This is a genomic window from Providencia sp. PROV141, from assembly GCF_028481645.1.
In the GTDB taxonomy this organism is placed as follows: domain Bacteria; phylum Pseudomonadota; class Gammaproteobacteria; order Enterobacterales; family Enterobacteriaceae; genus Providencia; species Providencia rettgeri.
The window spans coordinates 87,835-113,346 of the sequence record NZ_JAMPPR010000015.1 but is presented as its reverse complement, the minus strand read 5'-3'; the positions used below and the strand labels follow the sequence as shown (position 1 = coordinate 113,346).

Here is a 25,512-nt window from a genome sequence, read left to right as displayed (position 1 = left end):
ATTACTATCGCTCAAAAATTCTATTGATAACAAATTCAAAAGAGACTTCTTATGTTTGCTAACGCTCAGATAATTGATATTAACGAAACCAACCTACACCAACTCATTGAACAATCAATGAACTTACCTGTCATGTTTTACTTTTGGTCACCGCGTAGCCCTCATTGCCAAGATTTCGGTACTATGTTGGAAAAAATTGCCAACGACTACGCAGGGTCATTTATTTTAGCTAAAGTTAATTGTGATGAAGAACAAATGATCGCCAGTCAGTTTGGCTTAAAAGCGATCCCTACCGTATATGTATTGCAAAATGGTCGTCCTGTTGATGGCTTTGAAGGGCCACAACCCGAAGAGGTCGTGCTGGAAATTTTATCTCGCGTGCTGCCAAGCCCAGAAGAAATGAAAGCAGCACAAGCTGCTGAATTAATTGCAGAAGGTAAAGCGCAAGAAGCACTGCCATTGTTAAAAGAAGCGCATCAGCTGAACCCCAAAAATAGCGAAATCACATTATTATTGGCAGAAACCCAAATCGGTTTAAATCTTGTTGATGACGCACAAGCTACTTTAGAAGCTGTCCCATTACAGGATAAAGACAGCCGCTACCAAGGTTTAATTGCACAAATTGAATTATTAAAACAAGCTGCGGACACCCCTGAAATTCAGCAATTGCAAGATGAATTCAATCAAGATCCGCAAAATACAACGTTAGCTGTTCAATTAGCCCTAAAACTGCATGAAGTGAACCGCAACGAAGAAGCGCTGGAAATGTTATTCGGCTTTTTACGTACCGATTTGGGTGCAGGTGACGGCGCAGTGAGAAAAACCATGATGGATATTATGTCTGCAATGGGAACTGGTGATGCCATTGCCAGTAAATACCGTCGCCAAGTATATTCATTACTTTACTAATTAAGGGTTAAATATGGACTTGTTCGCCTTTGGTGCAATACCGATTATCATTTTTGTCGCTGTCGTTATTGTTTTTACCTGTGTTAAAACAGTACCGCAAGGCTTTCAATGGACAGTTGAGCGTTTCGGCCGCTATACCCGTACGCTACAACCAGGCTTGCATATTATTGTGCCATTTATGGACAAAATTGGCCGTCGCATCAATATGATGGAACAAGTCCTCGATATCCCATCTCAAGAAGTTATTTCTCGCGATAATGCCAACGTCACGATTGATGCGGTCTGCTTTATTCAAGTCGTTGACCCAGTACGTGCGGCCTATGAGGTCAGCAACCTTGAGCTTTCCGTACTGAATTTAACCATGACAAATATTCGTACCGTATTAGGTTCCATGGAACTGGACGAAATGTTATCACAACGTGATTCCATTAATAGCCGTTTATTACACGTGGTGGATGAAGCAACTAACCCTTGGGGTGTCAAAATTACCCGTATCGAAATTCGTGACGTGAAGCCACCAAAAGAATTAATTAGTGCGATGAATGCGCAGATGAAAGCTGAACGTACCAAACGGGCTGATATTCTTGAAGCTGAAGGTATCCGCCAAGCAGCAATTTTAAAAGCTGAAGGTGAAAAACAGTCACAAATTCTCAAAGCTGAAGGTGAACGCCAATCCGCATTTTTACAAGCCGAAGCACGCGAAAGAGCAGCAGAAGCGGAAGCAAAAGCAACACAAATGGTATCTGAAGCGATTGCCGCTGGTGATATGCAGGCGATTAACTACTTTGTGGCGCAAAAATACACTGATGCACTGACTAGTATTGGTTCTGCCGAAAACAGCAAAGTCATCATGATGCCATTAGAAGCCAGTAACTTAATGGGCGCAATTGGTGGGATTACTGAGCTAATCGGTGAAAGCAAGAAAACCGGTGCCATAAAAAAACAGGTAAAAGAATGATAGAGCTTATCAGTGCTCAACCCGCATGGTTTTGGCTGTGTCTTGGTGGGCTATTGCTGATTGGTGAACTTCTTGGTACCGCAGGCTATTTTTTATGGTCGGGTATTGCTGCGGTGCTTGTTGGCGTTATCGTTTGGGCTCTGCCATTCATCGGTTGGGAGTGGCAAGGGATCTTGTTTGCCATTTTTACCGTTGTCTCTGCTGTATTATGGCGCAACTGGTTGAGGAACAAGCAAAAAAACAAGGCAGATAACGTCAATCAAATCAGTCATCAACTCATCGGTGTGAAAGGCCGTTTGTTGTCAGATACCGAAGAAGGCTTTAGCCGAGTACGCCTTGCCGATGGTAGTTGGCGCGTGTATAGCGACACGCCATTAAGCGCCAATACAGAAGTGGTCGTCATCGCAGTAGACGGTATCACCTTGCAGGTTAAGCCTTCTCATGATGACAACATCCACGCGCCAAGTGGTCAATAATTGGGCAATCCGCACCATCATCCCCAGGACATACGTCCACGAGCTCTTGTAATGTATCTCGAATGGCAGACAATTTAACGATTGTCTGCTCTATTTCATTTATCTTGGCTATCGTTGTCGTTTTTACATCAGCACTATGTCGGGTTGGGTTGCGAAATAAACCTAATAATTCGCCACATTCATCCAAGGTAAAACCCACATCTTTTGCCTGTTTGAGCAACACGAGTTCGTTTAAATGACGTTCCCGATAATAGCGGTAGCTGTTCTCCCCTCTTTCAGGTGGCGTAATTAAACCTTTATCCTCATAAAAACGGATTGCTTTTGCAGTTAGGCCCGTTTTTTTGGCAATTTCACTAATATTCATAATTCCTCTTGACCTTAACCTTGCTGGAAGGTGTAACCTTTATATATTGTCGAATTATAGACCTAATTGTAGATAAAGTTATAGACCCAATACATCAAACGGGTTTGGAGGCTGCAAAATGAGTAACATGATTATTTTAAAATTACAGGGACTAAGCTGCATGCACTGTGTCGGTTCAGTCACTAAAGCGCTCGAAGGACGTGGTGATGTCACTAACTTAAAAGTGAGTATCGATTATGCCGTGATGGAAAGTGATACCAATGTGGCTGATTTAATTAAAACCATCGTTGATGCAGGCTATGAAGCTGAAGTGGCTACAGCTCCTGATGTCGAGTTACAGCTTTCAGGCCTCAATTGTATGAAATGTGCGGGTAAAACACAAAAAGCACTCGAAGAGGTTGATGGCGTTGCCGCTGCCGTTGTCGATACCACCAGCGCCAAAGTGTACGGTTCTGCTGATGCACAAACGTTAATCGCCGCTGTTCAACAAGCGGGTTACAACGCAGAACTCGCCCAAACAAAAGCGATCTCTTTAGCCCTTTCGGGTCTAAGTTGCATGAAATGTGCCGTTAAAACACAGCAAGCGCTAGAAGCAGTTGATGGTGTTCAAAGTGCAACTGTCGATACCCAAACCGCTGTTGTCCAAGGTACGGCATCCGCAGAATCCCTAATTGCTGCGGTTCAAGCGGTTGGCTACCAAGCAACTGTGGGTGAATCTCACCCAAAAGCTGAGCCGCTGAGTACTACAACTGAACAGCCGGAAGCTGATTCAGCGGCAATCTGTGAGATCCCGGCACAAGAGTCTGATTTAGGTGAACAACCTGAAATTAGCCCAATAGATGACAGTGTACAGTTACTGCTTGATGGCATGACCTGTGCTAGTTGTGTCAACAAAGTCCAGAAAGCCTTAAATAGCGTACCGGGCGTTGAAAATGCACGTGTCAACTTAGCTGAGCGTAGCGCGTTAGTCACCGGAAGCGCTGAACCAAATGATTTAATCGCTGCGGTTGTTAAAGCAGGTTATGGTGCTGAAATCATTCAAGATGAAGCTAAACGCCGTGAGCGCCAACAGGAGGTTGCGCAAGCCAATATGCGCCGCTTCCGCTGGCAATCAGCATTAGCACTTGCCCTTGGTATCCCTGTGATGGTGTGGGGGATGATGGGCGATAACATGGTGCTGACTGAGCAAAACCATACCATTTGGCTTACCATTGGTGTATTAACCCTTGCGGTCATGGTATTTGCAGGTGGGCACTTTTATCGAAATGCATGGCAAAGCCTAAAAAATGGCAGTGCGACCATGGACACCTTAGTCGCGCTAGGAACCGGGGCGGCTTGGCTCTATTCTATTGTGGTGAATCTTTGGCCTGAATGGTTCCCAGACCAAGCCAGACACCTTTATTATGAAGCCAGTGCCATGATCATCGGTCTTATTAACCTAGGTCATGCCTTAGAACAACGAGCTCGCCAACGCTCATCCAAAGCCCTTGAACGCTTACTAGACCTGACACCGCCAACGGCCCGTGTTGTCACAGAACAAGGCGAAGTGGATATGCCGCTCGAGCAAGTCAAAAAAGGAATGATTTTACGCTTAGCAACGGGTGACCGTGTCCCTGTTGATGGTGAAATTGTCGAAGGAGAGGTTTGGTTAGACGAAGCCATGCTAACAGGTGAGCCGATCCCGCAGCAAAAAAGTAAAGGGGATCAAGTCCATGCGGGAACTGTGGTACAAGATGGTACCGTGCTATTTCGTGCCGCTGCTGTTGGCAGCCAAACGACTTTAGCGCGCATTATTCACCTTGTTCGCCAAGCACAAAGTAGTAAGCCACAAATTGGCCAACTTGCTGACCGTATTTCTGCCGTATTTGTACCGGTAGTTGTGGCTATCGCCTTAATTTCAGGTGCGATTTGGTACTTTGTTGGGCCTGCACCACAAATTACTTACGCACTTGTTATTACCACAACCGTTTTAATTATTGCGTGTCCTTGTGCACTAGGCCTTGCAACGCCAATGTCGATTATTTCTGGCGTGGGCCGTGCGGCTGAATTTGGCGTGTTAGTGCGCGATGCAGATGCATTACAGCAAGCAAGTGAGTTAGATACCATTGTCTTTGATAAAACAGGCACATTGACTGAAGGTATGCCACAAGTTACTGATATCCATGTATTTAATGGGTTCGAACAAGACACCGCCTTACAGTTTGCCGCTTCATTAGAAAATGGTTCTAATCACCCACTGGCTCGCGCTGTTTTAAATCGCGCAAAAGGCTTAACACTACCTGCTAATGAGCAGTTTAGAACCTTAGCAGGGTTAGGTATTAGCGCAATAATTGATGGGAAAACTATTTTATTAGGTAACCAAAAACTGTTATCACAAAATAATATTGATACCCGTGATATTGAAGAAATCTTACACCAACAAGCCACTCAAGGTGTCACTCCCGTCTTACTGGCTGTTGATGGTAAAGTTGCCGCACTGTTATCTATCCGTGACCCATTACGTGAAGACAGCATAAGTGCGCTGGCACGGTTGCACAAACAAGGTTTCCGTTTAGTCATGTTAACCGGAGATAACCCAGTAACCGCTAACGCGATAGCCAAAGAAGCAGGTATTGATGAAGTGATTGCAGGCGTTATGCCAGATGGTAAATCTGCCGCAATTGAAGCCTTGCAAGCCAAAGGGCACAAAGTTGCAATGGTGGGTGATGGCATCAATGATGCCCCTGCTCTAGCCCGAGCTGACGTTGGTATTGCGATGGGTGGCGGCAGTGATATAGCTATTGAAACTGCATCGATTACCTTGATGCGCCAAAGCTTACATGGTGTTGCCGATGCGGTATCTATTTCAAAAGGAACACTGCGTAATATGAAGCAGAATCTGTTTGGTGCCTTTGTTTACAATACGTTAGGTATCCCGATTGCCGCTGGTATTTTGTACCCAATAACGGGAACATTACTAAACCCTGTCGTTGCTGGTGCCGCAATGGCCTTATCATCAATTACTGTGGTCAGTAACGCAAACCGCTTGTTACGGTTTAAACCTGAAAAATAATAACCAAAAAGAGGGAGAAACCCATGTTCCTCCCTCTTTTTAATGATAGATACTGTTTATCTCTAAACCTTCTCGCTGCAACACTTCATTTTCATACTAAGTAAAAATCGCATTATCTTATATGTCATTAATATCAAGCTAAGCCTATACTAGTAAATAGTTAGTTATTTCATATTTGGAGAGCAAAATGCTTAATATTGATCGTGAGAAACTTGCCAAACTTGCGGGTGAAGAGTTTAAAAAACAACGTACATTTTTGGTGATATTATCCATTTTATTATTAGCGGGCGGAATTTTTTGTATCATCAACCCAATGATATCAGGTATCGCTGTCAGTACCGTACTGGGTGTGCTCCTGATTATTGGTGGTGTTGGCGCGATAGTAAGCATTCTAAGTACCGTGATCTATACCGGTTGGTCTCGGCTATTTGGTTTTATCATTGGTCTTATTTATATTATTGTCGGCTACTCTTTCATTAAAGACCCGTTGCAGAGCCTGGTCGCGTTGGCTATTTTAGTCGCGGCTTTATTTATCGTCGGCGGGGTTATTCGGTTGTATGTCGGCTTCCAACAAATTAGCTCAGCTGGCGGCTGGCTACAAATCATTATTGGCCTATTAGATTTCTTTATTGCCTATTTACTCATCGGTAATGGCCCAATTACATCAATTACCTTACTGACAACCTTAATTGGCATCGAAATGGTGTTTAGTTCCTTTAGCTTATTCACGTTACTCAGTGTATTTAAAGGTATTAGTAAAAATAATTAACCCCATCGTGCCCCTTAATAGGGGCACTTTTCTACTTTACTTCGCCTCCACGATGACACCAATCGGCTAAAAAATGCGTAATCAACGATGAGCATTCGCAAATTACAGTAAGATTGTTTACCCTAATAAAATGAGAAATAACGCAGGGACGAAATCGTGGGTAACTTGTTTGAAAATTTAAAGAATTGGCTTCATACAGAAACCGCTCCGGTTTACCCTTACCCTGCTGTTGATATTCGGCTATCAAAAAAGCTGAAATTGCACATTGTGGGTAGCATTCACATGGGAACAGAAACGATGTTTCCTTTGTCTGCCACATTATTAGACAAACTTAATCTCGCAGATGCCTTGATTGTTGAGGCGGATATCACTGAAACTCACTCTCCATTTCCTAATGATGATATCACTGAGTTTCTCCCTGTCGAGCAACGGCTAACTCGTGATGAATATCATCTTTTTCAACAATATTGTTTAGAGCTCCGCCAATCCCCCGAACGCTTTGATACCTTACCCTCATGGCAAATTGCCCTGATTTTGCAAGCAACCCAAGCCCAAGAACTCGGGCTAAGAGGTCACTACGGCATTGACTACCAACTTATCCGTAATGCGCAATCACAACTCAAACCAATTATTGAACTAGAAGGCACCGCCTCCCAAGTTGAATTGCTGCTTTCTTTGCCTAATAATGGGTTAGCGTTATTACAAGACTCGCTGAACCACTGGCGTGCAAACGCGCGCTCGCTACAAACGATGATAGGCTGGTGGTTAGACTACCAACCCAATAATCGTACCGCTTTACCCAATACCTTTAGCGAAGACATTTATCAGGTATTGATGAAGCAACGAAATGCGAATTGGAACGAGCAGCTTAGATCACTCCCTGATGGTAACTATGTGGTCGCTGTTGGTGCGTTACACCTGTTTGGTGAAAATAGTCTGGTAGAATATTTGCGAAACTAAGTTATAAATAGAAGGCTCAAAATGACCCCAGCCGTAAAATTACTCGAAAAACAAAAAATTTCCTTCACATTACACCCCTACGATCACGACCCAAATGAAAGTAACTTTGGTGATGAAGCAGTACGAAAACTTGGGTTAGATGCCAAGCAAGTGTTTAAAACCTTATTAGTCGCACTCAATGGCGATCAAAAAACATTAGCCGTAGCCGTAACACCTGTTTCAGGGCAATTAGATTTAAAACAGGTTGCCAAAGTGTTTAAAGTCAAAAAAGTTGAAATGGCGGACCCACAAATCGCTCAAAAAACAACGGGATATTTGCTTGGGGGTATTAGCCCATTAGGTCAAAAAAAGCGCTTACCAACAGTCATTGACGACCAAGCTCAGCAATATGCCAGTATGTTCGTTTCAGGTGGAAAACGTGGTTTAGATATTGAACTTGCTCCTAACGATCTCGCCAAAGTACTGAATGCAACCTTCGCTGAAATACGTAAATGATATTAAACCCGTGACAGTCGCAGCAACGATTGAATGGTTATCGGCTCAAGAAGGTGGTAGGCAACAGCCGCCAGCAATTGGGCCTTATTATGCTGTTGCTCGTTTCAGCCTCAAACCCGATGAATCTTGGAGTGTGATATTCCAGCTAGCGTTTCATTTACGCAATAGCCATAATCGACAAATAAGCCGAGGAACTGTGCGTTTTCTTGTTGAACATGCGCCTCATGAATATTTATTACATTATCATTCATTTGATATTTATGAAGGCCCTCATTTAGTCGCTCATGTTTTTTTGCTCTAAATAATGACGATAAAAAGCCCCACCGCGAGCAGTGAGGCTTTCAAGGTAATAATGATTTAATTATTTATTATTATAAATAATCTCACCTTTTGGCTCATAATCTGCCGCTTTCAGCGGGGAATGTTTTTCAATATACCCTTTGAGCACTTCCGCATCGACAAAACCGGTATTAACGTAGTTAGGATGGTTGTCAATTTTCGGGTAACCGTCACCACCAATCGCATTGAAATTCAACGTTGCCATACGATACGTTTTAGCCGGGTCAACAGGCTTACCATCAATTTTGACATCACTAATCGTGCCATCTTTATTCAGCGTTAAGTTCACGTTGTAGAACTGGCCATACGCACCTGCATCCGGTTTCATATTCGCAACTGCGGTCAGGTATGGGATAACTTCATCCCCTTTGAAATCAACATAAACTAACTCATTAGCAAACGGTTGAACCTTGAGCACATCTTTATAAGTGATATCGCCGCTTTCGATAGAGTCACGAACACCGCCGCCGCTCATAATCGCAAAATCAGCTCCAGCACGTTCTTTTTGTGCGGCTAACAGAAGGTGCCCCATATTTGTTTGCACAAAACGCACTTTACTGCGATCACCTTCAAGCTTACCTTCAACTGAGCCCACTTTAACACTCAATTGCTTGTCACCTTTTTCTTGATAAGGTGTCAATAATTTCATCATGTCAGGGTTATGAGCAATTTCTTGTGTATAGTAAACACGCTCGCTAGTCCCATCTTCTTTTGTCACTTTTTTCTTCAAGTTAATTGGGATTAACTGGTAGTGTTTCAGCGTAAACTTGCCGTTTTTAAATTCAAAATCTGCACGACCAACATATTTACCCCATTCATGGGCTTGCACAATCCAAGTTCCATTTTGGTTATCTGGCGCACACGGTGTACCTGGTACATAGTCTTCTTGTTTGTAGTTTTTCTTTTCTTGAGACATACAAACAGGGTCTTGTGAGTGACCACCCACTATCATATCTAAATAGCCAGCCGGTAAGCTGCGCGCCATTTCTACATCGCCCGGAGCATTCGAACCATGATTACCATCATCATAGTGCCCCATATGAGTGGCTGCGATGATAATGTCTGGTTTTTCTGTTGCACGAAGCTCTTCAACCACTTTTTTGGCTTCGTCCGCAGGCACACGGAATTCGACATCAGGGAAATTGGCAGGGTTACCGATACGCACTGTGTCGTCGGTTGTCAGCCCCATAACCGCAATTTTCACACCTTGTTTATCAAAGATTTGGTAAGGTTTGAAAAGGCGTTTACCTGTGCTGCTTTGATAAATATTGGCAGATAAGAACGGAAAAGTTGCCCATTTTTCTTGCTGACGCAAAGTCTCAAGTGGGTTATCAAACTCATGGTTCCCTAATGCCATTGCATCGTAACCGACTAAGTTCATTCCTTTAAAATCGGGTTCTGCATCTTGTAAATCAGACTCTGGTACACCGGTATTAATATCACCACCAGAGAGCAGTAAAACACTGCCGCCTTGTTTAGCGACTTCGTCACGAATTTCATCAACTACCGTTTTTTGCGCCGCTAAACCATATTCGCCATGGTCGTTATGCCAGAAGTGGCCGTGATGGTCATTGGTATGCAAAATGGTAATATTGTATGTTTTGTCTTTTTCCCACGCATTTGCCATAGTTGCGGGTATTAACGCTAACGATACCGTTAATGCGCATGCCTTAAATGCAAACTTCATACATTTCTCCCTGCTGGTATAGGAATTTTTATACAGTCATATTAGATTATAGTTTGTCACTACCTGCTGTCTTATAGCATAAAAATATGAGCAGGATTTGATACCTATTGCAGAATAAGAAATTCGTTTCATAAAAATGAGATCACCATCAAATAATTTACGAACACTAGTTATTCACGTGATTTATTTATTCATTTAAATAAATTGTATTTCAGTTATATTGATAACAATTATGTAACACAGAAAGTTGATAATGACATGAGTGAGCAAACCACAACACCTAACAACCCAAGCCCGTCAAAGCCATTAAATAAAACAGGGAAAACGGTCTTTAGTATCCTAACGGCGATCAGTGTCTCTCATTTACTTAATGACATGATCCAGTCACTAATCTTAGCGATTTATCCTTTATTACAATCTGATTTTTCACTGAGTTTTGCCCAAATCGGGATGATAACCCTTACTTATCAGATTACCGCATCATTGTTACAACCAATTATTGGCTACTATACAGACAAACATCCACAACCTTATTCCTTGCCAATAGGAATGAGCTTCACGCTAACGGGGCTAATCTTGTTAGCGATGGCAGAAACCTTCCCGACCATATTACTTGCAGCCGCATTGGTTGGAACCGGTTCTTCTGTCTTCCATCCTGAATCCTCTCGTGTGGCACGTATGGCTTCAGGCGGTCGTCATGGTCTGGCGCAATCCTTTTTCCAAGTCGGTGGTAACTTAGGCGCCTCCCTTGGGCCACTACTTGCAGCACTGATTATTGAACCATATGGAAAAGGCAACATTGGTTGGTTCTCGCTTGCAGCCCTGCTTGCGATTGTTATTTTGTTGCAAGTCAGCAGCTGGTACAAACAACAACACCGTGCTGCAAGTAAGAAACCAATCGATGCAGGGAATGTTAAAGTCTTACCACGAAAGACAATTATTGGCTCTTTGGCAGTACTGTTAATTCTGATTTTTTCAAAATACTTTTATTTGGCGAGCATCAGCAGCTACTACACCTTTTATTTGATAGATAAGTTTGGTGTTTCTGTGCAAAATGCGCAAATTCATTTGTTTGTTTTTTTATTTGCAGTTGCTGCTGGTACTATGATTGGCGGACCAATAGGTGACAAAATAGGACGTAAATACGTTATTTGGTTCTCAATCCTTGGAGTTGCACCATTTACCTTAATTTTACCCTATGCATCCCTCTATTGGACTGGGGTACTTACCGTCATCATTGGTATGATTTTAGCCTCCGCATTTTCGGCTATTTTAGTCTACGCACAAGAGCTGATCCCCGGTAAAACCGGCATGGTATCAGGGTTGTTCTTCGGATTAGCATTCGGTATGGGAGGTGTTGGTGCGGCAGTTTTAGGCCATATCGCAGACCAGACCAGTATTGAACAGGTTTATCATTATTGTGCTTTCTTACCATTACTTGGGATTTTTACAGTATTGCTACCAAATATTGGCAACAAATAGATTTATTTTCTTATTTTACCCATACTTACCTAAAAATAAGTATGGGTCTTTCCTTCCATAATCTCGATAAATTTCAGATAAAAATCTCACAAACACAAAGCTTGTAACGATTTAGCTCCTTTACCCTGCATTTTTTTTAAAAACATTTCATTTTTTTAAGGAAATTTATCTCAAAAAAAGTTAGAATATAAAAACATGCAATTTGCATTTTAAAATGAAGGCCTCATTTTAAAAGTCAACGGCATGTACCCACCTTTCTATTTTTATACTAACCAGAGGAGACTAAATGGAGCATTCAACGCCCTTAATCACAACCATTGTTGGTGGTCTCGCCCTTGCATATTTGTTGGGAATGATTGCACAGCGATTAAAAATTTCCCCTTTAGTTGGCTATCTTGCAGCCGGTGTCCTAGCAGGCCCATTTACCCCTGGGTTTGTTGCTGATGCAGCACTGGCACCTGAACTTGCTGAAATCGGTGTTATCTTACTGATGTTTGGGGTAGGCCTACATTTCTCATTAAAAGATTTACTTGCTGTTAAAGCTATCGCAATTCCCGGAGCTATTGCTCAAATCGCAGTAGCAACCTTACTGGGTCTTGGCCTGTCGATGTTATTTGGCTGGGGAATATTTACAGGTGTTGTATTTGGCCTGTGTTTATCAACAGCCAGTACCGTCGTATTACTTCGTGCATTAGAAGAGCGTCAATTGATTGAAAGTCAGCGTGGGCAAATTGCGATAGGCTGGCTGATTGTTGAAGACTTAGCGATGGTCTTAACACTCGTTCTACTGCCTGCGGCGGCAGCTATTATGAATACGGATGATGCTAGCTTCAGTGAGCTCGCATTAGGCCTTGCATGGACAATTGGTAAAGTTGTTCTATTCATATTCATTATGATTGTCGTGGGTCGTAAAGTGATCCCATGGATTTTATCGCGCACCGCATCAACAGGTTCTCGTGAGCTATTCACTCTTGCTGTTCTCGCACTCGCATTAGGCATTGCCTATGCTGCTGTGGCTATTTTTGATGCTTCATTTGCCCTTGGTGCATTCTTCGCAGGGATGGTATTAAACGAGTCTGAGCTCAGCCATCGTGCCGCACAAGATACACTGCCATTACGTGATGCCTTTGCCGTACTGTTCTTTGTATCAGTTGGGATGCTGTTCGACCCAGTCGTATTAATTGAGCAGCCTCTGGGAATTTTAGCTGTTCTCGCCATTATTATTATTGGTAAATCCGCAGCTGCCTTGGTACTTGTTAGGATGTTTGGCCATTCACGGCGAACCGCGTTAACCATTTCTGTTAGTCTTGCGCAAATTGGTGAGTTTGCCTTTATCTTAGCCGGAATGGGGTTAACCCTAGGCGTCATGGATAAAGATGCGCAAAACCTGGTGTTAGCGGGTGCAATTGTCTCTATTATGCTGAATCCTGTGTTATTTAGCTTATTAGATAAGTACCTTGAGAAAACTGAAACTATCGAAGAACAACTGCTGGAGGAAACTCTGGAAGAAGAAACCCAAGTTCCTGTCGATATCTGCGGTCACGCCATCATCGTCGGTTATGGTCGCGTGGGAGGCATGCTTGCAGATAAACTGCGTAGAAGGGAAATCCCGGTTGTCGTTGTTGAAGATACCCGCTCTCGGTTTGAAGAACTTGCTGAAAATGGCTTTAGCGCAATCTTAGGTAATGGTGCCAATAGAGAAATTATTAGCCTTGCCCGTATTGAATGCGCCAAAACATTGCTCTTAACTATCCCTAATGGTTATGAAGCCGGTGAAATTGTCGCAACCGCGAAAGAAATGAACCCAGATGTCACTGTGATTGTTCGTGCCCATTATGATGATGAAGTCAGCTTTATTAAAGAACGAGGTGCAGACCATATCATTATTGGCGAACATGAAATCGCAAAATCAATGGCGACATTAATGTGCAATGATGTGGAAGAGTTCGGTTGTTCTATCGATGATATGATTGATGGTGACAATGATAAAAAAGGTGAAGGCAAAAGTTTAGATGATTATCTAAAACCCGCTCATTAACCTCTATTTCCATTAATACGAAAAGGAAGCAATTGCTTCCTTTTTTATTACATTGAAATTTATACGCTTATTATTTCTATCCACTCTAGATAGTTTATCTTCAGTTTTACTTTCCCTCATCGTTCACTCTAAATAATTCGCGCTGAAGCTAGGCGGCAAGAGAAGATATCCCTAAGAACATACACAAGTATGTGCCTAGAGGAACTGAGCGAAGCCAACAACGCATCAACGTGAATTATGACGAGTGAGCGATAAACTCATCCCCAGTCCAAACTGGCAACCCTTGGTCTTTAAAAAACTGAATTTCAGCTGCAACACCACCGCTTTTTTCCCAGCCAGGTAATGTCAGCACAATTAAACCATCACACCGCTTTAGAAATTCCATATCAATAGAAGACCATGCGACTTTTTGTCCTTGAGAAGCAAGGTATTGGTTAATTGGGTGGGTCATCGTGATTTGGCTATAGGTAGCGATACCTTTAAGCGCCAGTTCTGCTGCAAATTTTGTGCATTCAGCAAAGCGCATTTCTACAACATTGCTATCGGGGTCTGAATAAGGACAAGCAATAAAATAAAGGCTCATAATCTTTCCTAGGTGCTGTTAATTTTCAATGAACATTTTTTAGTTAAAGTAACCCCATGAAAAATAATTAATTATTTTCCACAGGGAGAGTTAAAGTTTAATTTATAGAATTAAAGACTTATTCAACGTCCGCAACAATAATTTTCGTTTTAGGATGTTTTTTACCTTCAGGTAATTTAAATTCTTTGCTGGTTGTCACTAAATAATCAATATTTTCCCAACTTGTCACAAAATTAATCGCATGTTTATTCGCTTTCGTGCCATCCGCTAACACCATTAATTTATCGCTGTTTTCCATCATCTTTTGTGCGATTGCCGCTTCATCGACATGTTGATCCATCACACCATGTAATGCGTGTATCGCCCCTGCCCCAATCACTGCGTAATCAGCAAAAAATTCAGCAATATTTTTTAGTGCAATAGCGCCTAAGCACGCATTTTGCGCTGCATTAAATTGCCCACCAATCAAAATCGTTTCGATAGTTGAGTTTTCTTGTAACGTATTTGCCAATAACGGCGAATTTGTAATAACGGTTAAGTTATCAATCAATTTGATTCTTTGGCTAAATTCAAAGGTGGTTGTGCCAAAATCAATAAACAATGTGTCTCCAGGTTTAATCAGCTCAGCCGCTTTCGCCGCAATCGCTTTTTTCTCATCAACCGCGGCTTGTGCTCTTTCCGTAAAATTACGCTCAAATTTTGATTGAATATTGACAGCCCCACCATGGACTTTTTTCAGTAACTTCTGTGTTTCAAGCTTACTAAGGTCACGACGGATGGTTTCTTGCGCGACATTAAAATGCTTAGCAAGCTCCTGTACGTAAACCTGCCCTTGAGTAGAAAGCAGCTCAATGATAGTTTGATGACGTACTTTTGAGGAACGTCCCTCACACATAGTTTAATCCTTCTTAACCATTTAACTTTCCAGCACTATACAACAGTGATACTAATTTCAGTAGCTTCCTGCTGTATTTTTGTTAAATCAATATTTTTCAGTAAAATACGTCGTGTTGGTAAACAGCGATGGCGTTTTTCATATAACAGGGTATTCCCTGCCATAACACGAATAGTTCCGTTCACTGGCTGTTCAACTTTGATATTAAAATCAATTTGTCGCACTGATAAATTATCCATATCAATACACGCTGGAACACTAAAACAAATTTTCGGGTCAAACTGCACAGGAATACATTGAGCCACTTTCAATTGTTGTTGATGATGATTCGCTAGTAAATCATCTGCTATCCGTTCTCCGATCACCAAGCCTTCTTGATAGCATTGATCCCCCATATCGGCCGGGTGCAACATATTGCCAGCGGCATAGTAGCGAGTATCAGAGCAACGCCCATACTGGTCTGTTACCGGTTTTCCTGTCGCCGCATCAAAGTTCAAATGGCTTTTACGGATTAGCGTATTTTCACCAACAAATTGCCCCGTAAAAATGACCGAATCACACATAATTTTGTGGCTTTTACCTTCGGTTTCAACAACCACATATTCCACGCGATCTAAACCGCCAATTTCAGTAATTTTACTATTCAAATAAACGGGGGTTCCCATCGCTTTAGCAAATAAAGTCGCGGGTTTAAAAGCTAAAATCCGCTCACCACTTTCAATCATCGCTTGGGCTTTAACGCCTGCGTTTTTTAGTGTCCATAGCGCAGAAAAACTCACTAATTCACTGCCTACAATCACGGGATTACGGCAAGGCTTCTTACCATTTAAATAAACAAATTGCTGTAATGCCCCTGCGGTTAAAATTCCTTGTGGCCTCAAGCCTGAAACTAAGCGCGGATGGCGAGGTGTTTCTCTTACCCCCGTCGCTATCAAAACTCGTTTAGCTTGCATTTCAACAAGACCTTCTGGTGTTGAAACGGTTAATTTCCCATTAGGTTGTAACGCGGTCACTGTACTACGGGTGAAAATCGGTGTGTTTCCCAGTTGATTGACAATTTTTTCAGCAAATTGGTTGCCTTTCATCGGCCGTTTAAAGGCTAAAATGCCAAAAGTTGGATGCTGGCAGTGACGTGGAACGCCACCAGCATGGGCTTCACGTTCAATAATGGCGATATTTTGTACACCACGGCGACGTAGTGCTTGTGCCGCAGCTGCACCGGTAGGGCCCGAGCCAATGATAATAACATCATAATTTACACTCATTTTACGGCCTCCACTGCCAATGTGTGGTCGAAGCGACCATTAATAATTTCAGCCACCTGACTACTACAATAAAATCCATTACAGCGTCCCATCATCACTCGCGTTCTGCGGCGTAAAGCCCCTAAACACTCAGGAGGAATGTCCGAATCAAATGCGGCTTCAATCTCCCGTTGAGTCACTAATTCACAATGGCAAACAATACCGCCATTACTTTTGCATTGGTAATCCCGTTGATGATATTCAGAAATCATTGGCATAGTTGGCCAAATCAGCGCTTCTGGTGGTGATAGTTCAAAAAGCGGTGTGAAATTTTCTTGGTACAATTTACCAAGATAGCTTGCCACCCCTAAGGCCGAGGTTAAACCTGTGGAACGAATTCCCCCTGCACATATCCACTGTTTTTCTGGGTAACCATTAATGCGGTAATATTTTTCTTCTGTTGCAGGGCGTAACCCCGCATAGGTTGCGGTCACACTGTAATTGTGCAATGAAGGTAACATACGAGAACCTTGGGCAATTAAGTCCTCAAGCACTTCTTGTTTTACCTCTGCTTTCCAACGGTCATCTTGTTCTTCCGCTGTAGGGCCAAGCAAGAGGTTGCCGAAGATGGTTTTCGATAGCAATACACCTTTTGTGATAGCGGTCGGCACTGGTAGGATAATCGCATTGATATCCGCTGCTGCCGCTTTGTCATAAACAAGAAATTGCCCTTTACGTGGTTTTATTTGGAACGGTGATGGGTGGCAAATTGATTCGACAATATCCCCATTAATTCCTGCGCAGTTAATGACTAAACGGGCAGAAAACTCACCTTTTGATGTGGTTAAACGCCATACTCCATCATTGAGTGTTCCATTGCTGACCTCACAATGAAAACGGTATTCAGCCCCATGTTTTACTGCTTGGGTTAAATACGAAAGTGGCGTACTCCATGGGTCAATAACCGCTTCACCAGGCACAGAAACAGCCGCAAGTGCCCCTGGTGCTAAATGGGGTTCTCTGCGATATAGCTCTTCTTTATCAATAATTGCCACATCTAATACATTGTTAGTGTGTGCTTGTTCTACTATCGCCGGCAATTTACTGAGTTGCTCATCATTCCATGCAACCACTAATGCCCCCGTTTCAAGAAGAGGTAAATTCATTTTTTCTCTGATTGCAATGAATTCACGATACCCCTCTTGCATGCACTCAAGTTCTAGACTCCCTGGTGTGGCGTCAAAACCGGTATGTAATAGCGCACTATTTGCCTTACTTGCTCCCGAAAGGATGTCACCACCACGTTCAAGTAACAACGTGTTGGCTCCCATTAGTGTGAATTTACGTGTCACAGCACAGCCAATGACACCACCGCCGATGACAATGACATCCCAAATTTTTTTATTATTAATATCCATGGCTGAGATCCTTAACTTAAAACTTGCACACATAAAACCACATAATTCCCACAATCACAATAATTAAAACAACACAAAGCACAACAGTAACCAAAAATTTACTCACATTGTTACTTTATTGTGATTTTTGTCACATTAGTGAAACTTACTGTGAGTTTTTTGTGGATTTTATTTCCGATTAAACGATAGTAAGCAAAAAAACAGACCTATTTACAACATTTATAACACTGGGAATACTGTGATGCTCAATCAACGTTATGCGGCTATCGACCAGGGAACAACGGGAACCCGGGTCGTTGTCTTTGAAGAAGGCGGCCATTACCACTCCCCTATGAGCATTCCTCATAAACAAATCACGCTGAATAGTGGTTGGGTTGAACACGACCCAGAGGAAATACTGGCAAACATCATTAAATGCTTACATAGCTGTGAAGTCGTTGATGCTATTGGGCTTTGTCACCAAGGTGAAAGCATTGTCGCATGGGACGCGGACAGCAAGCGCCCTTTATACAACGCGATTGTTTGGCAAGACTTGCGAACAGAAAAAACCATCTCAATGCTCAAGGAGGCTGGGTTAGAGCCGCTGGTACAATCTAAGTCAGGCTTACCTCTCGACCCTTATTTTTCCGCCAGCAAAATGGGCTGGATTATTGACAATGTTGTCGGTGCGAAAACGTTAGCGGATAAAAATAAATTACGCATCGGTACAATGGATGCTTTTTTTCTTGACCGTATATGTGGCGTATTTGTCACCGACTATAACTCGGCGTCTCGAACTTCATTACTCAATATTCATACGTTGGAATGGGACCAAGAGCTATGTGACATTTTTGGAGTCCCCATCCATTGCTTGCCGCCAATTAAAGACAACATTGGTGACTTTGGCGCTATCAATCTCGATGGGCACCTTACCCCAGTCACGGCCATTATTGTTGACCAATTTGCCGGCACATTCGGCCATGGTTGTCGTGAGAAAGGTGATGCCAAAATCACCTTCGGTACAGGCGCGTTCTTGCAAGCACTGACTGGCACCGATATACCACAAACTCATGACAGCGGTTTATTGCCCACACTCTGTTGGAAGTTTCCCAATCAGCCCCCTGTATTTGGCTTAGATGGCGGCGTCTACAACGCAGCATCTGCCATCAATTGGGCTCGCAAAATCGGTTTATTTGACTCGTTTGATGAGCTCGGGGATTTCAGGGCAGAATCCGCTATTAAACGCGGCCTAGCCTTTGTCCCTGCGTTATCCGGTTTAGGGTGTCCATACTGGGATCGCAGTGCTGCAGGCCTTTGGGCGGGGCTTTCATTAGATACCGACAAAAAAGACATGATGCAATCGGTTTTGGAAGGCATAGCCGCACGCTCCGCTGAAGTTATTTTTGCAATGGAAAAAATTTCACCGCTAGGCCAGTCAATCTCAGTCGATGGAGGACTCTCTTCAAATCAATATTTTAAGCAATTTTTAGCTAATTTATTACAAAAAAACATTGAAGCACCAGCAAACCGTGAAGTAACCGCATTAGGCGCCGCCTTGTTAGCTCGAAAAGGTATCGGGATCACTCATGAAATGGCGGTAAGACGCAATTCAACCGTGACACATCCTGATGGGACGAATATGCAAGGTGTGATGGAACAATATCGCGACATCATTGCCCGTTCTCGCCAATTAAGACACTAAAATAATAAAAGGAAACCCTACTATGGCTGAATTCGGAAATTACATTATTTATTTAATTATGTGTGGCGCCATTATTGGTGCTGTCGCATCCATTGTTAGACCCGCCAGCGATCTTGGAAAAGAGTTTGTTAACGGGATCTTTTCTATTGGTCCCGTGTTTCTCGCTCAAGCCGGGATCATGGCTGCTGTTCCGTTACTCTCGCAATTAATCTCTTACATTCTTGGACCGGTCTTTTCCTCTGTCGGCTCAGACGTTTCTATTGCAGCCTTATCAATTATTGCAGTTGATATGGGCGGTTACCAACTAGCCGATGCACTAACAACTAATCGAGATATGTGGATCACTGCAATGTTGATCGGTTACACCTCTGGGGCCACCATTGTTTATCTGATCCCTGTGGGGCTAACAATGCTAAATCGTAAAGATCATAAATACCTTGCACTTGGTGCAATGGCAGGGTTGATCTCCATACCATTTGGCGTATTGGCTTCATTACTGCTAATTACATTCAATAATATTCCTGTAAGGGACATTATTTCCACAAACTCACCGGCGACACACCAATTAACCTTAGATTTCTTTACCATGTTGCAATACCTGATGCCGTTGTTTGTATTCTGTTTTTTATTAGCCGCAGGGCTAAAATATCGCCCGATGTTAATGGTAACGGGCTTCCTGATTTTCGGTAAAATCATGGATGCATTCGTCAAATTAGTCTTAGCATTTTCCATTGTTGAACACTTTACTGGTGTATTTACCAAAATGTTCGGCGCATGGGGCTTTGACCCACTGTTTGCTGACCAAAATGAACTATTCCGTGCCATCGAAATTGCGGGTTATATCGGTATCATGTTAGCGGGCACATTCCCCATTTGTTATCTGTTCCAACGCTACTGCAAGCCTTTAGTCCGTGCACTAAGTAACCGTTTAAAACTGAGTGATACGGGTTCTTTAGGTTTTATTATGGTTATGGCAAACATTATCGCTACTTATCACTTATTCAAAGAAATGCGAGCGAGGGATAAAGTATTATGTGTGGCATTTGGTGTTTGTGCACAAGCGACCATCGGGGATCATCTTGCCTTCACCGCCAACTTCCAACCTACTCTCGTTTTACCTATTTTACTGGGCAAGTTGGTAGGCGGCTTCTTAGCAGTATTTATTGCGATTAAAATCTCAGTACCACAGGCGATGCGTTATGAAGCTGAAGATACAAAAGCAGCTGAAATAGTCAAAGAAGAAAGTGAGCTCGCTGTTGCTAAACAACATTAATTAATATTAACCATACTTATATATTTAAAAATAATTAGCTGTATGCCAAATATGAATACTCATAAAGTAGCATACAGCTTTTATTTATTAGTCTGAAATTAACTCAAACTCTCATCCATTATTAATATTATACCCATCATATGGATATCTATATTAGTCATCATTAACCATTACATTATTTATAGATACATAACCGGAAGGTAAATAATGATCTCAATTAATAAAATTTAGTAGCAACAATTCATCAGAATAATTGTTTAAAAAGAAAAGCACCTCAATAACAATTATATTGAAGTGCCTTAAAATTGACATCATTAATTCAAATAAGAATTATTTCGTTTTAACGTTCCCAATAAGACTCTTCTAAACTATCTTCTTTTTCAGGTAAGCCACGACTCAAACGAGGTGAATGCTGAGTTAATACTTGATAACTCACACGGTTAGCATATTTGCATACTTGAGCTAAAGAGGAATATGTTAAGTATTGGCGTTCATGTTTACTGGAATTCGGTACATTTGAACGATGGTAAGAATTGGCAGTAATATCGTGAAGTAATGCCGATAAAGCCCCATCTCCCGCCCCATTCGTGTTCATTATTTTTTCAGGCCCGCCCATATAAGGCTCAATATGAGAGAAAATACGTAATGGAACTTGGCAATCTTGTTGGCGCATTGCTCGGCTAAACTCGTATAAGTTAAATTCTGCAATCGCACCTGGTAATAGTGGGTGCTGCGTCGTACGTTTATAAGCGTCCTCAGTGTAGCCGGCCATATACAAGCCTGATGGACCCGCTGTACATAAAACTAAATCGACCCAGTCTAATGCCATATTAGAGGCGAGTAATGGGTCACTCAGCCCTGTCAGTTCCTGCGCTTCGTCCTCATTCATTGCAACGACTGAAATATGTTCCGCTAAGAAATCACGCCAGAACTGAGGGTCTTGAGCGATGACAAATTTTGTTCCAAGCGTCAACACAACGGGAACATTGTGCTTTTTCGCATACGCAATAGCCTGCATAGTCGCATCAGGCATGGTTTCTCCGGGTTTACAACGGACTAAATAAGCGGTTAAAACCAATGCAGAAGCCCCCGCAATAATATCCTCTGGAATACTATTTGGGTGCAAGCGATTCATATGGCCAGGGCTGATAGCAAAAGTTCGCTCGCCATTTTCAGTGATCAAGGTAAAACAGCGCCCAATAGGCCCATCCACGCCTTGTAGAAAATTTAAATCCATACGGCTTGAGGTATGGCACAGGTAGCGATATGCATAGCTACCAATTTGGATGTTATTACACATTGTGCCCAATAAAACAGACCTGTCATCCGCTAATACCGAATAATTGTGCAAGGTATTGCCAATCGTTCCACCAGCAAACTCATGAGTAATCAATGCATTATCTGTGAGCTCTTTATACAAAGCTTCGGCGGCATCATCTTCAATAACTAGTGAATGCCCCTTACTCAACTGGTAGCGCTGAATGAAATCATCATCCACTTTCGCTTCAATATCGACTAATGTTTGGTCGATACCAACGATATAGGACTTACAATTCTCATCATCTGCCAATGTTTCTTTTAAAGGCTGTAATAAAGGATCTCTGAGACTAACAGGAAAATAGTGTTTTGATTTGCGCTGACCGGGGAATTTCATAATTAGAAGATTAACAATGGAACATCGCCCTATTCTAGCACGATAAAATAAAGCCAGCACCTGCAAAGAAGGCACTGGCTCCATTGTTTGTCATTTGGCGGTAATTTTACTGATTTTGATATTTATAATCGCGGTAAAGCTCTCGACTTAACACAAATGCACAACTCAAAATTAAACCTAATATGGCGCTTAATGCAACAATCAACGCTGATTTAGGTGAATCTTTATGCAATGGTAAGTCTGGCGTTAAAATAAATTTAACCGGCGTAAAATCTAACTCTTTACTAGTTAGCTCTTGTAAATCATCAATATAAATCTTACGGTTTTGTAGGTTTTCGCTCATCAATGCTAAATCACGATTTTGAGTTTCAATCAGTAATTTTTTCTCTAAAGCTTCAGTCCCCAACGCAATAGGGTAATCAGGGTCATCATTGATAGCAACAGATTCGCTGGCAATCGGTTTTTCAATTCCAGCGGCTTTTGCAATATCAACGGCTCGTTTAAGCCTTTCAACCTTAACATCGTATTCAGTTTGAATTTTGCTGACTTCGCGTTTTAGTGACTCACTGGCATAAATAAGTTTCTCTGAAATCATATTATCGATTTCAACTTTTAGCTGTTGCCTTACTTTCGATGCACTATAACGAATATAGCCTTCAAGTAAATCTTGGGCTTCTGTCGGCAACGGCGCAGTAAAGCTTAAAACAATATCATTTGAAGTACTGTTTTTTTCTTTTGACAGATCTTGAATTTTAATATCATTTGAAATGATTGAATTCACTAGCCTTTGCTGAGCGATAACATCATCTTTTGGGTCAATTTTCTCTGCAAGGTTATGGTAATACTCAGTACTTCTCACATAACTTTCTTGATTAACTTTCGAACGATATTGGTCAATAAATGCAGTAAAAACACGTTGAGCACTTAGATCAACAGGAACATCTAATACATCCAATTGCGCTTTAAATGCATTAACTTCTTTGAGCTCTTCAGATGCAGGGGGAATAACAATAGCAGTACTGCTCCATTTTTGAGGTAAGAGTTTAACAACACCAGCACTTACTGCAATACAAACAATCGTAAATATAAGAATCAAAAATTTATGTTTTAACAAAATGGAAAACAAGGCCATTAAATCAATTTCATCGTTTTGTTGTATATGAAATTGATGAGCAGAAGACGACTTCTGCTCTATATTACCTTGTGGGGGCTGCTTATTGCTCATATTAATTCCAAAAGACATAACATTTATTCAATCATTTATAATTTCAGATAAGTGATTATAGTCCATAATGAGCCTATTGATATATCGATAAGCAAACTTTTCTGCATTAATTTGCTGAATTAGTTATTTTAGTACATCTTGAATTATTGAATTAATCATATGAATGCTATTTGGATTATCATTTAAAGCCGGTATGTAATTATATTTATTACCGCCACTACTCATAAAAAATTCTTTATTTTGTTCGCTAATTTCTTCTAATGTTTCTAGGCAATCAACTGAAAACCCTGGACAAATGACCTGAACGGATTTTACACCCTGGGAGGGTAATTCATGCATAGTTTTATCCATGTAAGGCATCAACCAAGGCTCACGTCCAAACCGTGACTGATAGGTGAGCATGACTTTATCACTTGGATAATTCAACGCCTCACGGAGTGCCTCTGCCGTTTTTTCGCACTCTTGCTGGTAAATATCACCTGTATCGCAATAACGCTGTGGAATACCATGGAACGACAATATAAGTCTATCGGGTTCACCATGCAGGGCAAAGCTTTCGTCTATCGAGGCCACTAACGCTTGAATATAAGCAGGATGTGTCGCATAGCTACGAATGAATTGCACGCTTGGAATGGTACGTCTACTTTCAAACGCTCTGGTTAATGCATCATAAACTGCTGCGGTTGTCGTGCAGGAATATTGTGGATACAGCGGAAGAACCACTAAGTCAGTAACACCATGGTCTAGCAAACCATCCACCGCACTTTTAATTGAAGGAGAACCATAGCTCATGCCTATCTCTACAGCAATATTAGGCAATAACTCTGCTAACTTTTGTTTTTGACGCAAAGAATAAACCAGTAATGGCGAGCCGCCTTCTAACCAAATAGACTTATATAACTTCGCCACTTTAGAAGAGCGAAGAGGCAAAATCGCCCCATGTAAAATTGGCTTCCAAATCAAGCGCGGTACATCAATAACACGTTTATCACTAAGAAATTCGGCTAAATAGCGTTTCACTGCTGAGGTTGTTGGGGCATCAGGGGTTCCTAAGTTTGCTAACAAAATGCCGTATTTTTTTTCTGACATGAAACAACTCCTAATTGATAATTATTCCCAACTTTAGCACAGTTAATTAACGATTTTTGTCACCAAGTGGTATAAAAAAGAAAGGCAGCGATCATCGCTGCCCTCATATAATACCTTTATACTTAAAATAATTCGAATTGCAGTTACGATTACTGCAACACAAAGCATAGTAAGTACAAATATCAACCTAAGATTTTCGCCAGTTCTTCACTAACTTCTGCCACTTTACGTGTACCATCTAATTTGAAGTACTTGGTATTCCCTTGTTTAGCTTCATTTTGGTAATACGCAATTAAAGGTGCAGTTAATGCATGATATTCAACCAGACGCTTACGCACGGTGTCTTCTTGGTCATCTTTACGGATGGTTAGTTCTTCACCTGTTACATCGTCTTTGCCTTCAACCTTTGGTGGGTTAAAGTTGATGTGATAAACACGGCCTGATGGCGCATGTACACGGCGGCCAATGATACGCTCAACAATGATTTCGTCTGGTACAGCAAATTCCAGTACGTTATCAACAGTGATGCCAGCTTCTTTCATCGCGTCCGCTTGTGGGATTGTACGAGGGAACCCATCCAACAAGAAGCCATTGCGGCAGTCATCTTGTTTGATACGCTCTTTAACTAATGCGATAACTAATTCATCAGTAACTAATTTACCGTTATCCATCAGCTCTTTAGCTTGTAAGCCGAGTTCGCTCCCTGATTTAACAGCGGCACGTAACATGTCACCTGTTGAAATTTGAGGGATCCCAAACTTTTCCATAATAAATTGAGCTTGAGTGCCCTTACCAGCGCCTGGAGCGCCAAGCAGAATGATACGCATTGCGTAAACCCCTTGCTATTTAGATTTTTATAATTTGAAAAGAAAACAAGCTACCATACCATTAGCATGCTGCTTTACTCAAGAACACACGTAA

The 25,512-nt window shown here is 41.9% G+C and carries 22 protein-coding genes; 12 read left to right on the top strand and 10 right to left on the bottom strand.

Features of this window, described 5'->3' with window-relative positions; translation table 11 throughout:
- Positions 1-51: 51 nt before the first annotated feature.
- Genes PSF09_RS11060 through PSF09_RS11050 form a run of 3 tightly spaced genes read left to right on the top strand, consistent with a single transcriptional unit; the run spans position 52 to position 2,343 of the window.
- Positions 52-909 (top strand): co-chaperone YbbN, encoded by an 858-nt coding sequence (locus PSF09_RS11060; protein WP_272683895.1) that lies wholly within the window; start codon positions 52-54, stop codon positions 907-909.
- A gap of 13 nt (positions 910-922) precedes the next feature.
- On the top strand, positions 923-1,867 hold the full coding sequence (locus tag PSF09_RS11055; protein ID WP_109912071.1) for an SPFH domain-containing protein: 945 nt from the start codon (positions 923-925) through the stop codon (positions 1,865-1,867).
- The gene (locus PSF09_RS11050) at positions 1,864-2,343 is read left to right on the top strand and encodes an NfeD family protein (protein ID WP_272683894.1); all 480 of its coding nucleotides are present in this window, start codon (positions 1,864-1,866) and stop codon (positions 2,341-2,343) included. Before PSF09_RS11055 ends, PSF09_RS11050 begins: the two co-directional genes overlap by 4 nt.
- Here PSF09_RS11050 and cueR read toward each other — a convergent pair.
- A complete protein-coding gene (cueR, locus tag PSF09_RS11045) occupies positions 2,297-2,707 on the bottom strand; it encodes a Cu(I)-responsive transcriptional regulator (RefSeq protein WP_272683893.1) in 411 nt (136 codons plus the stop codon). The two genes, PSF09_RS11050 and cueR, sit on opposite strands and share 47 nt — an antisense overlap.
- A 118-nt stretch (positions 2,708-2,825) precedes the next feature.
- On the opposite strand from cueR, the gene copA reads away from it, so the two are divergent.
- The 5 genes from copA (at position 2,826) to PSF09_RS11020 (ending at position 8,284) form a co-directional block, all read left to right on the top strand.
- A complete protein-coding gene (copA, locus tag PSF09_RS11040) occupies positions 2,826-5,759 on the top strand; it encodes a copper-exporting P-type ATPase CopA (protein ID WP_272683892.1) in 2,934 nt (977 codons plus the stop codon).
- A 187-nt stretch (positions 5,760-5,946) separates the two neighbouring features.
- Entirely contained in the window at positions 5,947-6,528 is a 582-nt protein-coding gene (locus PSF09_RS11035; protein ID WP_272665719.1) for an HdeD family acid-resistance protein, read from the top strand.
- 156 nt (positions 6,529-6,684) lie between these two features.
- On the top strand, positions 6,685-7,488 hold the full coding sequence (locus tag PSF09_RS11030) for a TraB/GumN family protein (RefSeq protein WP_210837640.1): 804 nt from the start codon (positions 6,685-6,687) through the stop codon (positions 7,486-7,488).
- A 21-nt stretch (positions 7,489-7,509) separates the two neighbouring features.
- Complete coding sequence (ybaK, locus tag PSF09_RS11025) at positions 7,510-7,983, top strand: Cys-tRNA(Pro)/Cys-tRNA(Cys) deacylase YbaK (protein WP_272665718.1); 474 nt, start codon at positions 7,510-7,512, stop codon at positions 7,981-7,983.
- Positions 7,955-8,284 carry a hypothetical protein gene (locus PSF09_RS11020; protein ID WP_272665717.1) on the top strand — a complete coding sequence of 110 codons (330 nt, stop codon included), beginning with the start codon at positions 7,955-7,957 and terminating at the stop codon, positions 8,282-8,284. Before ybaK ends, PSF09_RS11020 begins: the two co-directional genes overlap by 29 nt.
- Before the next feature lie 60 nt (positions 8,285-8,344).
- Here the strand turns inward: PSF09_RS11020 and ushA are convergent, their stop codons facing one another.
- Positions 8,345-10,009, bottom strand: a complete 1,665-nt coding sequence (gene ushA, locus PSF09_RS11015; protein ID WP_004913593.1) for a bifunctional UDP-sugar hydrolase/5'-nucleotidase UshA — start codon at positions 10,007-10,009, stop codon at positions 8,345-8,347.
- A 258-nt stretch (positions 10,010-10,267) separates the two neighbouring features.
- Between ushA and PSF09_RS11010 the strand changes: the two genes are divergently transcribed.
- Together PSF09_RS11010 and ybaL are read left to right on the top strand one after the other, a co-directional pair.
- Entirely contained in the window at positions 10,268-11,491 is a 1,224-nt protein-coding gene (locus PSF09_RS11010; RefSeq protein ID WP_272665716.1) for an MFS transporter, read from the top strand.
- A gap of 286 nt (positions 11,492-11,777) precedes the next feature.
- The gene (ybaL, locus tag PSF09_RS11005) at positions 11,778-13,529 is read left to right on the top strand and encodes a YbaL family putative K(+) efflux transporter (RefSeq protein WP_004913598.1); all 1,752 of its coding nucleotides are present in this window, start codon (positions 11,778-11,780) and stop codon (positions 13,527-13,529) included.
- A gap of 235 nt (positions 13,530-13,764) precedes the next feature.
- Here the strand turns inward: ybaL and PSF09_RS11000 are convergent, their stop codons facing one another.
- The 4 genes from PSF09_RS11000 to PSF09_RS10985 form a co-directional block, all read right to left on the bottom strand.
- A complete protein-coding gene (locus PSF09_RS11000) occupies positions 13,765-14,112 on the bottom strand; it encodes a DUF1937 family protein (RefSeq protein ID WP_210837654.1) in 348 nt (115 codons plus the stop codon).
- A 118-nt stretch (positions 14,113-14,230) separates the two neighbouring features.
- Entirely contained in the window at positions 14,231-15,007 is a 777-nt protein-coding gene (locus PSF09_RS10995; protein WP_272683891.1) for a DeoR/GlpR family DNA-binding transcription regulator, read from the bottom strand.
- A 35-nt stretch (positions 15,008-15,042) separates the two neighbouring features.
- Positions 15,043-16,272: an FAD-dependent oxidoreductase gene (locus PSF09_RS10990; RefSeq protein ID WP_272665714.1), complete on the bottom strand. Its 1,230-nt coding sequence runs from the start codon at positions 16,270-16,272 to the stop codon at positions 15,043-15,045.
- Positions 16,269-17,669, bottom strand: coding sequence for an NAD(P)/FAD-dependent oxidoreductase (locus PSF09_RS10985; RefSeq protein WP_272665713.1), 1,401 nt, complete (start codon positions 17,667-17,669; stop codon positions 16,269-16,271). Before PSF09_RS10985 ends, PSF09_RS10990 begins: the two co-directional genes overlap by 4 nt.
- Positions 17,670-17,910: 241 nt before the next feature.
- On the opposite strand from PSF09_RS10985, the gene PSF09_RS10980 reads away from it, so the two are divergent.
- Together PSF09_RS10980 and eutH are read left to right on the top strand one after the other, a co-directional pair.
- Entirely contained in the window at positions 17,911-19,350 is a 1,440-nt protein-coding gene (locus PSF09_RS10980; RefSeq protein WP_272665844.1) for an FGGY family carbohydrate kinase, read from the top strand.
- 22 nt (positions 19,351-19,372) lie between these two features.
- Positions 19,373-20,623, top strand: coding sequence for an ethanolamine utilization protein EutH (gene eutH / locus PSF09_RS10975; RefSeq protein ID WP_272665712.1), 1,251 nt, complete (start codon positions 19,373-19,375; stop codon positions 20,621-20,623).
- Positions 20,624-20,963: 340 nt separating this feature from the next.
- Here the strand turns inward: eutH and PSF09_RS10970 are convergent, their stop codons facing one another.
- The 4 genes from PSF09_RS10970 to adk all read right to left on the bottom strand — a co-directional run bounded on the left by PSF09_RS10970 (position 20,964) and on the right by adk (position 25,418).
- Entirely contained in the window at positions 20,964-22,277 is a 1,314-nt protein-coding gene (locus PSF09_RS10970) for an inosine/guanosine kinase (RefSeq protein ID WP_004913614.1), read from the bottom strand.
- Positions 22,278-22,383: 106 nt separating this feature from the next.
- Positions 22,384-23,502: an LPS O-antigen length regulator Wzz(fepE) gene (gene wzz(fepE) / locus PSF09_RS10965; protein ID WP_272665711.1), complete on the bottom strand. Its 1,119-nt coding sequence runs from the start codon at positions 23,500-23,502 to the stop codon at positions 22,384-22,386.
- Positions 23,503-23,625: 123 nt separating this feature from the next.
- Positions 23,626-24,591, bottom strand: a complete 966-nt coding sequence (gene hemH, locus PSF09_RS10960) for a ferrochelatase (RefSeq protein WP_272665710.1) — start codon at positions 24,589-24,591, stop codon at positions 23,626-23,628.
- A 182-nt stretch (positions 24,592-24,773) separates the two neighbouring features.
- A complete protein-coding gene (adk, locus tag PSF09_RS10955; protein WP_210838678.1) occupies positions 24,774-25,418 on the bottom strand; it encodes an adenylate kinase in 645 nt (214 codons plus the stop codon).
- Between the last annotated feature and the right edge of the window lie 94 nt (positions 25,419-25,512).

Excerpts from the sequence above, each read along its gene's own strand:
- hemH (WP_272665710.1), bottom strand. The coding sequence starts at position 24,591 with ATGTCAGAAAAAAAATACGGCATTTTGTTAGCAAACTTAGGAACCCCT.
- adk (WP_210838678.1), bottom strand. The coding sequence starts at position 25,418 with ATGCGTATCATTCTGCTTGGCGCTCCAGGCGCTGGTAAGGGCACTCAA.
- ybaL (WP_004913598.1), top strand. The coding sequence starts at position 11,778 with ATGGAGCATTCAACGCCCTTAATCACAACCATTGTTGGTGGTCTCGCC.
- PSF09_RS10970 (WP_004913614.1), bottom strand. The coding sequence starts at position 22,277 with ATGAAATTCCCCGGTCAGCGCAAATCAAAACACTATTTTCCTGTTAGT.
- PSF09_RS10990 (WP_272665714.1), bottom strand. The coding sequence starts at position 16,272 with ATGAGTGTAAATTATGATGTTATTATCATTGGCTCGGGCCCTACCGGT.
- cueR (WP_272683893.1), bottom strand. The coding sequence starts at position 2,707 with ATGAATATTAGTGAAATTGCCAAAAAAACGGGCCTAACTGCAAAAGCA.
- PSF09_RS11020 (WP_272665717.1), top strand. The coding sequence starts at position 7,955 with ATGCAACCTTCGCTGAAATACGTAAATGATATTAAACCCGTGACAGTC.
- PSF09_RS11010 (WP_272665716.1), top strand. The coding sequence starts at position 10,268 with ATGAGTGAGCAAACCACAACACCTAACAACCCAAGCCCGTCAAAGCCA.
- PSF09_RS10985 (WP_272665713.1), bottom strand. The coding sequence starts at position 17,669 with ATGGATATTAATAATAAAAAAATTTGGGATGTCATTGTCATCGGCGGT.
- PSF09_RS11000 (WP_210837654.1), bottom strand. The coding sequence starts at position 14,112 with ATGAGCCTTTATTTTATTGCTTGTCCTTATTCAGACCCCGATAGCAAT.
- copA (WP_272683892.1), top strand. The coding sequence starts at position 2,826 with ATGAGTAACATGATTATTTTAAAATTACAGGGACTAAGCTGCATGCAC.
- PSF09_RS11035 (WP_272665719.1), top strand. The coding sequence starts at position 5,947 with ATGCTTAATATTGATCGTGAGAAACTTGCCAAACTTGCGGGTGAAGAG.
- PSF09_RS10980 (WP_272665844.1), top strand. The coding sequence starts at position 17,911 with ATGCTCAATCAACGTTATGCGGCTATCGACCAGGGAACAACGGGAACC.
- ushA (WP_004913593.1), bottom strand. The coding sequence starts at position 10,009 with ATGAAGTTTGCATTTAAGGCATGCGCATTAACGGTATCGTTAGCGTTA.
- eutH (WP_272665712.1), top strand. The coding sequence starts at position 19,373 with ATGGCTGAATTCGGAAATTACATTATTTATTTAATTATGTGTGGCGCC.
- PSF09_RS11055 (WP_109912071.1), top strand. The coding sequence starts at position 923 with ATGGACTTGTTCGCCTTTGGTGCAATACCGATTATCATTTTTGTCGCT.
- PSF09_RS11050 (WP_272683894.1), top strand. The coding sequence starts at position 1,864 with ATGATAGAGCTTATCAGTGCTCAACCCGCATGGTTTTGGCTGTGTCTT.
- PSF09_RS11060 (WP_272683895.1), top strand. The coding sequence starts at position 52 with ATGTTTGCTAACGCTCAGATAATTGATATTAACGAAACCAACCTACAC.
- PSF09_RS10995 (WP_272683891.1), bottom strand. The coding sequence starts at position 15,007 with ATGTGTGAGGGACGTTCCTCAAAAGTACGTCATCAAACTATCATTGAG.
- ybaK (WP_272665718.1), top strand. The coding sequence starts at position 7,510 with ATGACCCCAGCCGTAAAATTACTCGAAAAACAAAAAATTTCCTTCACA.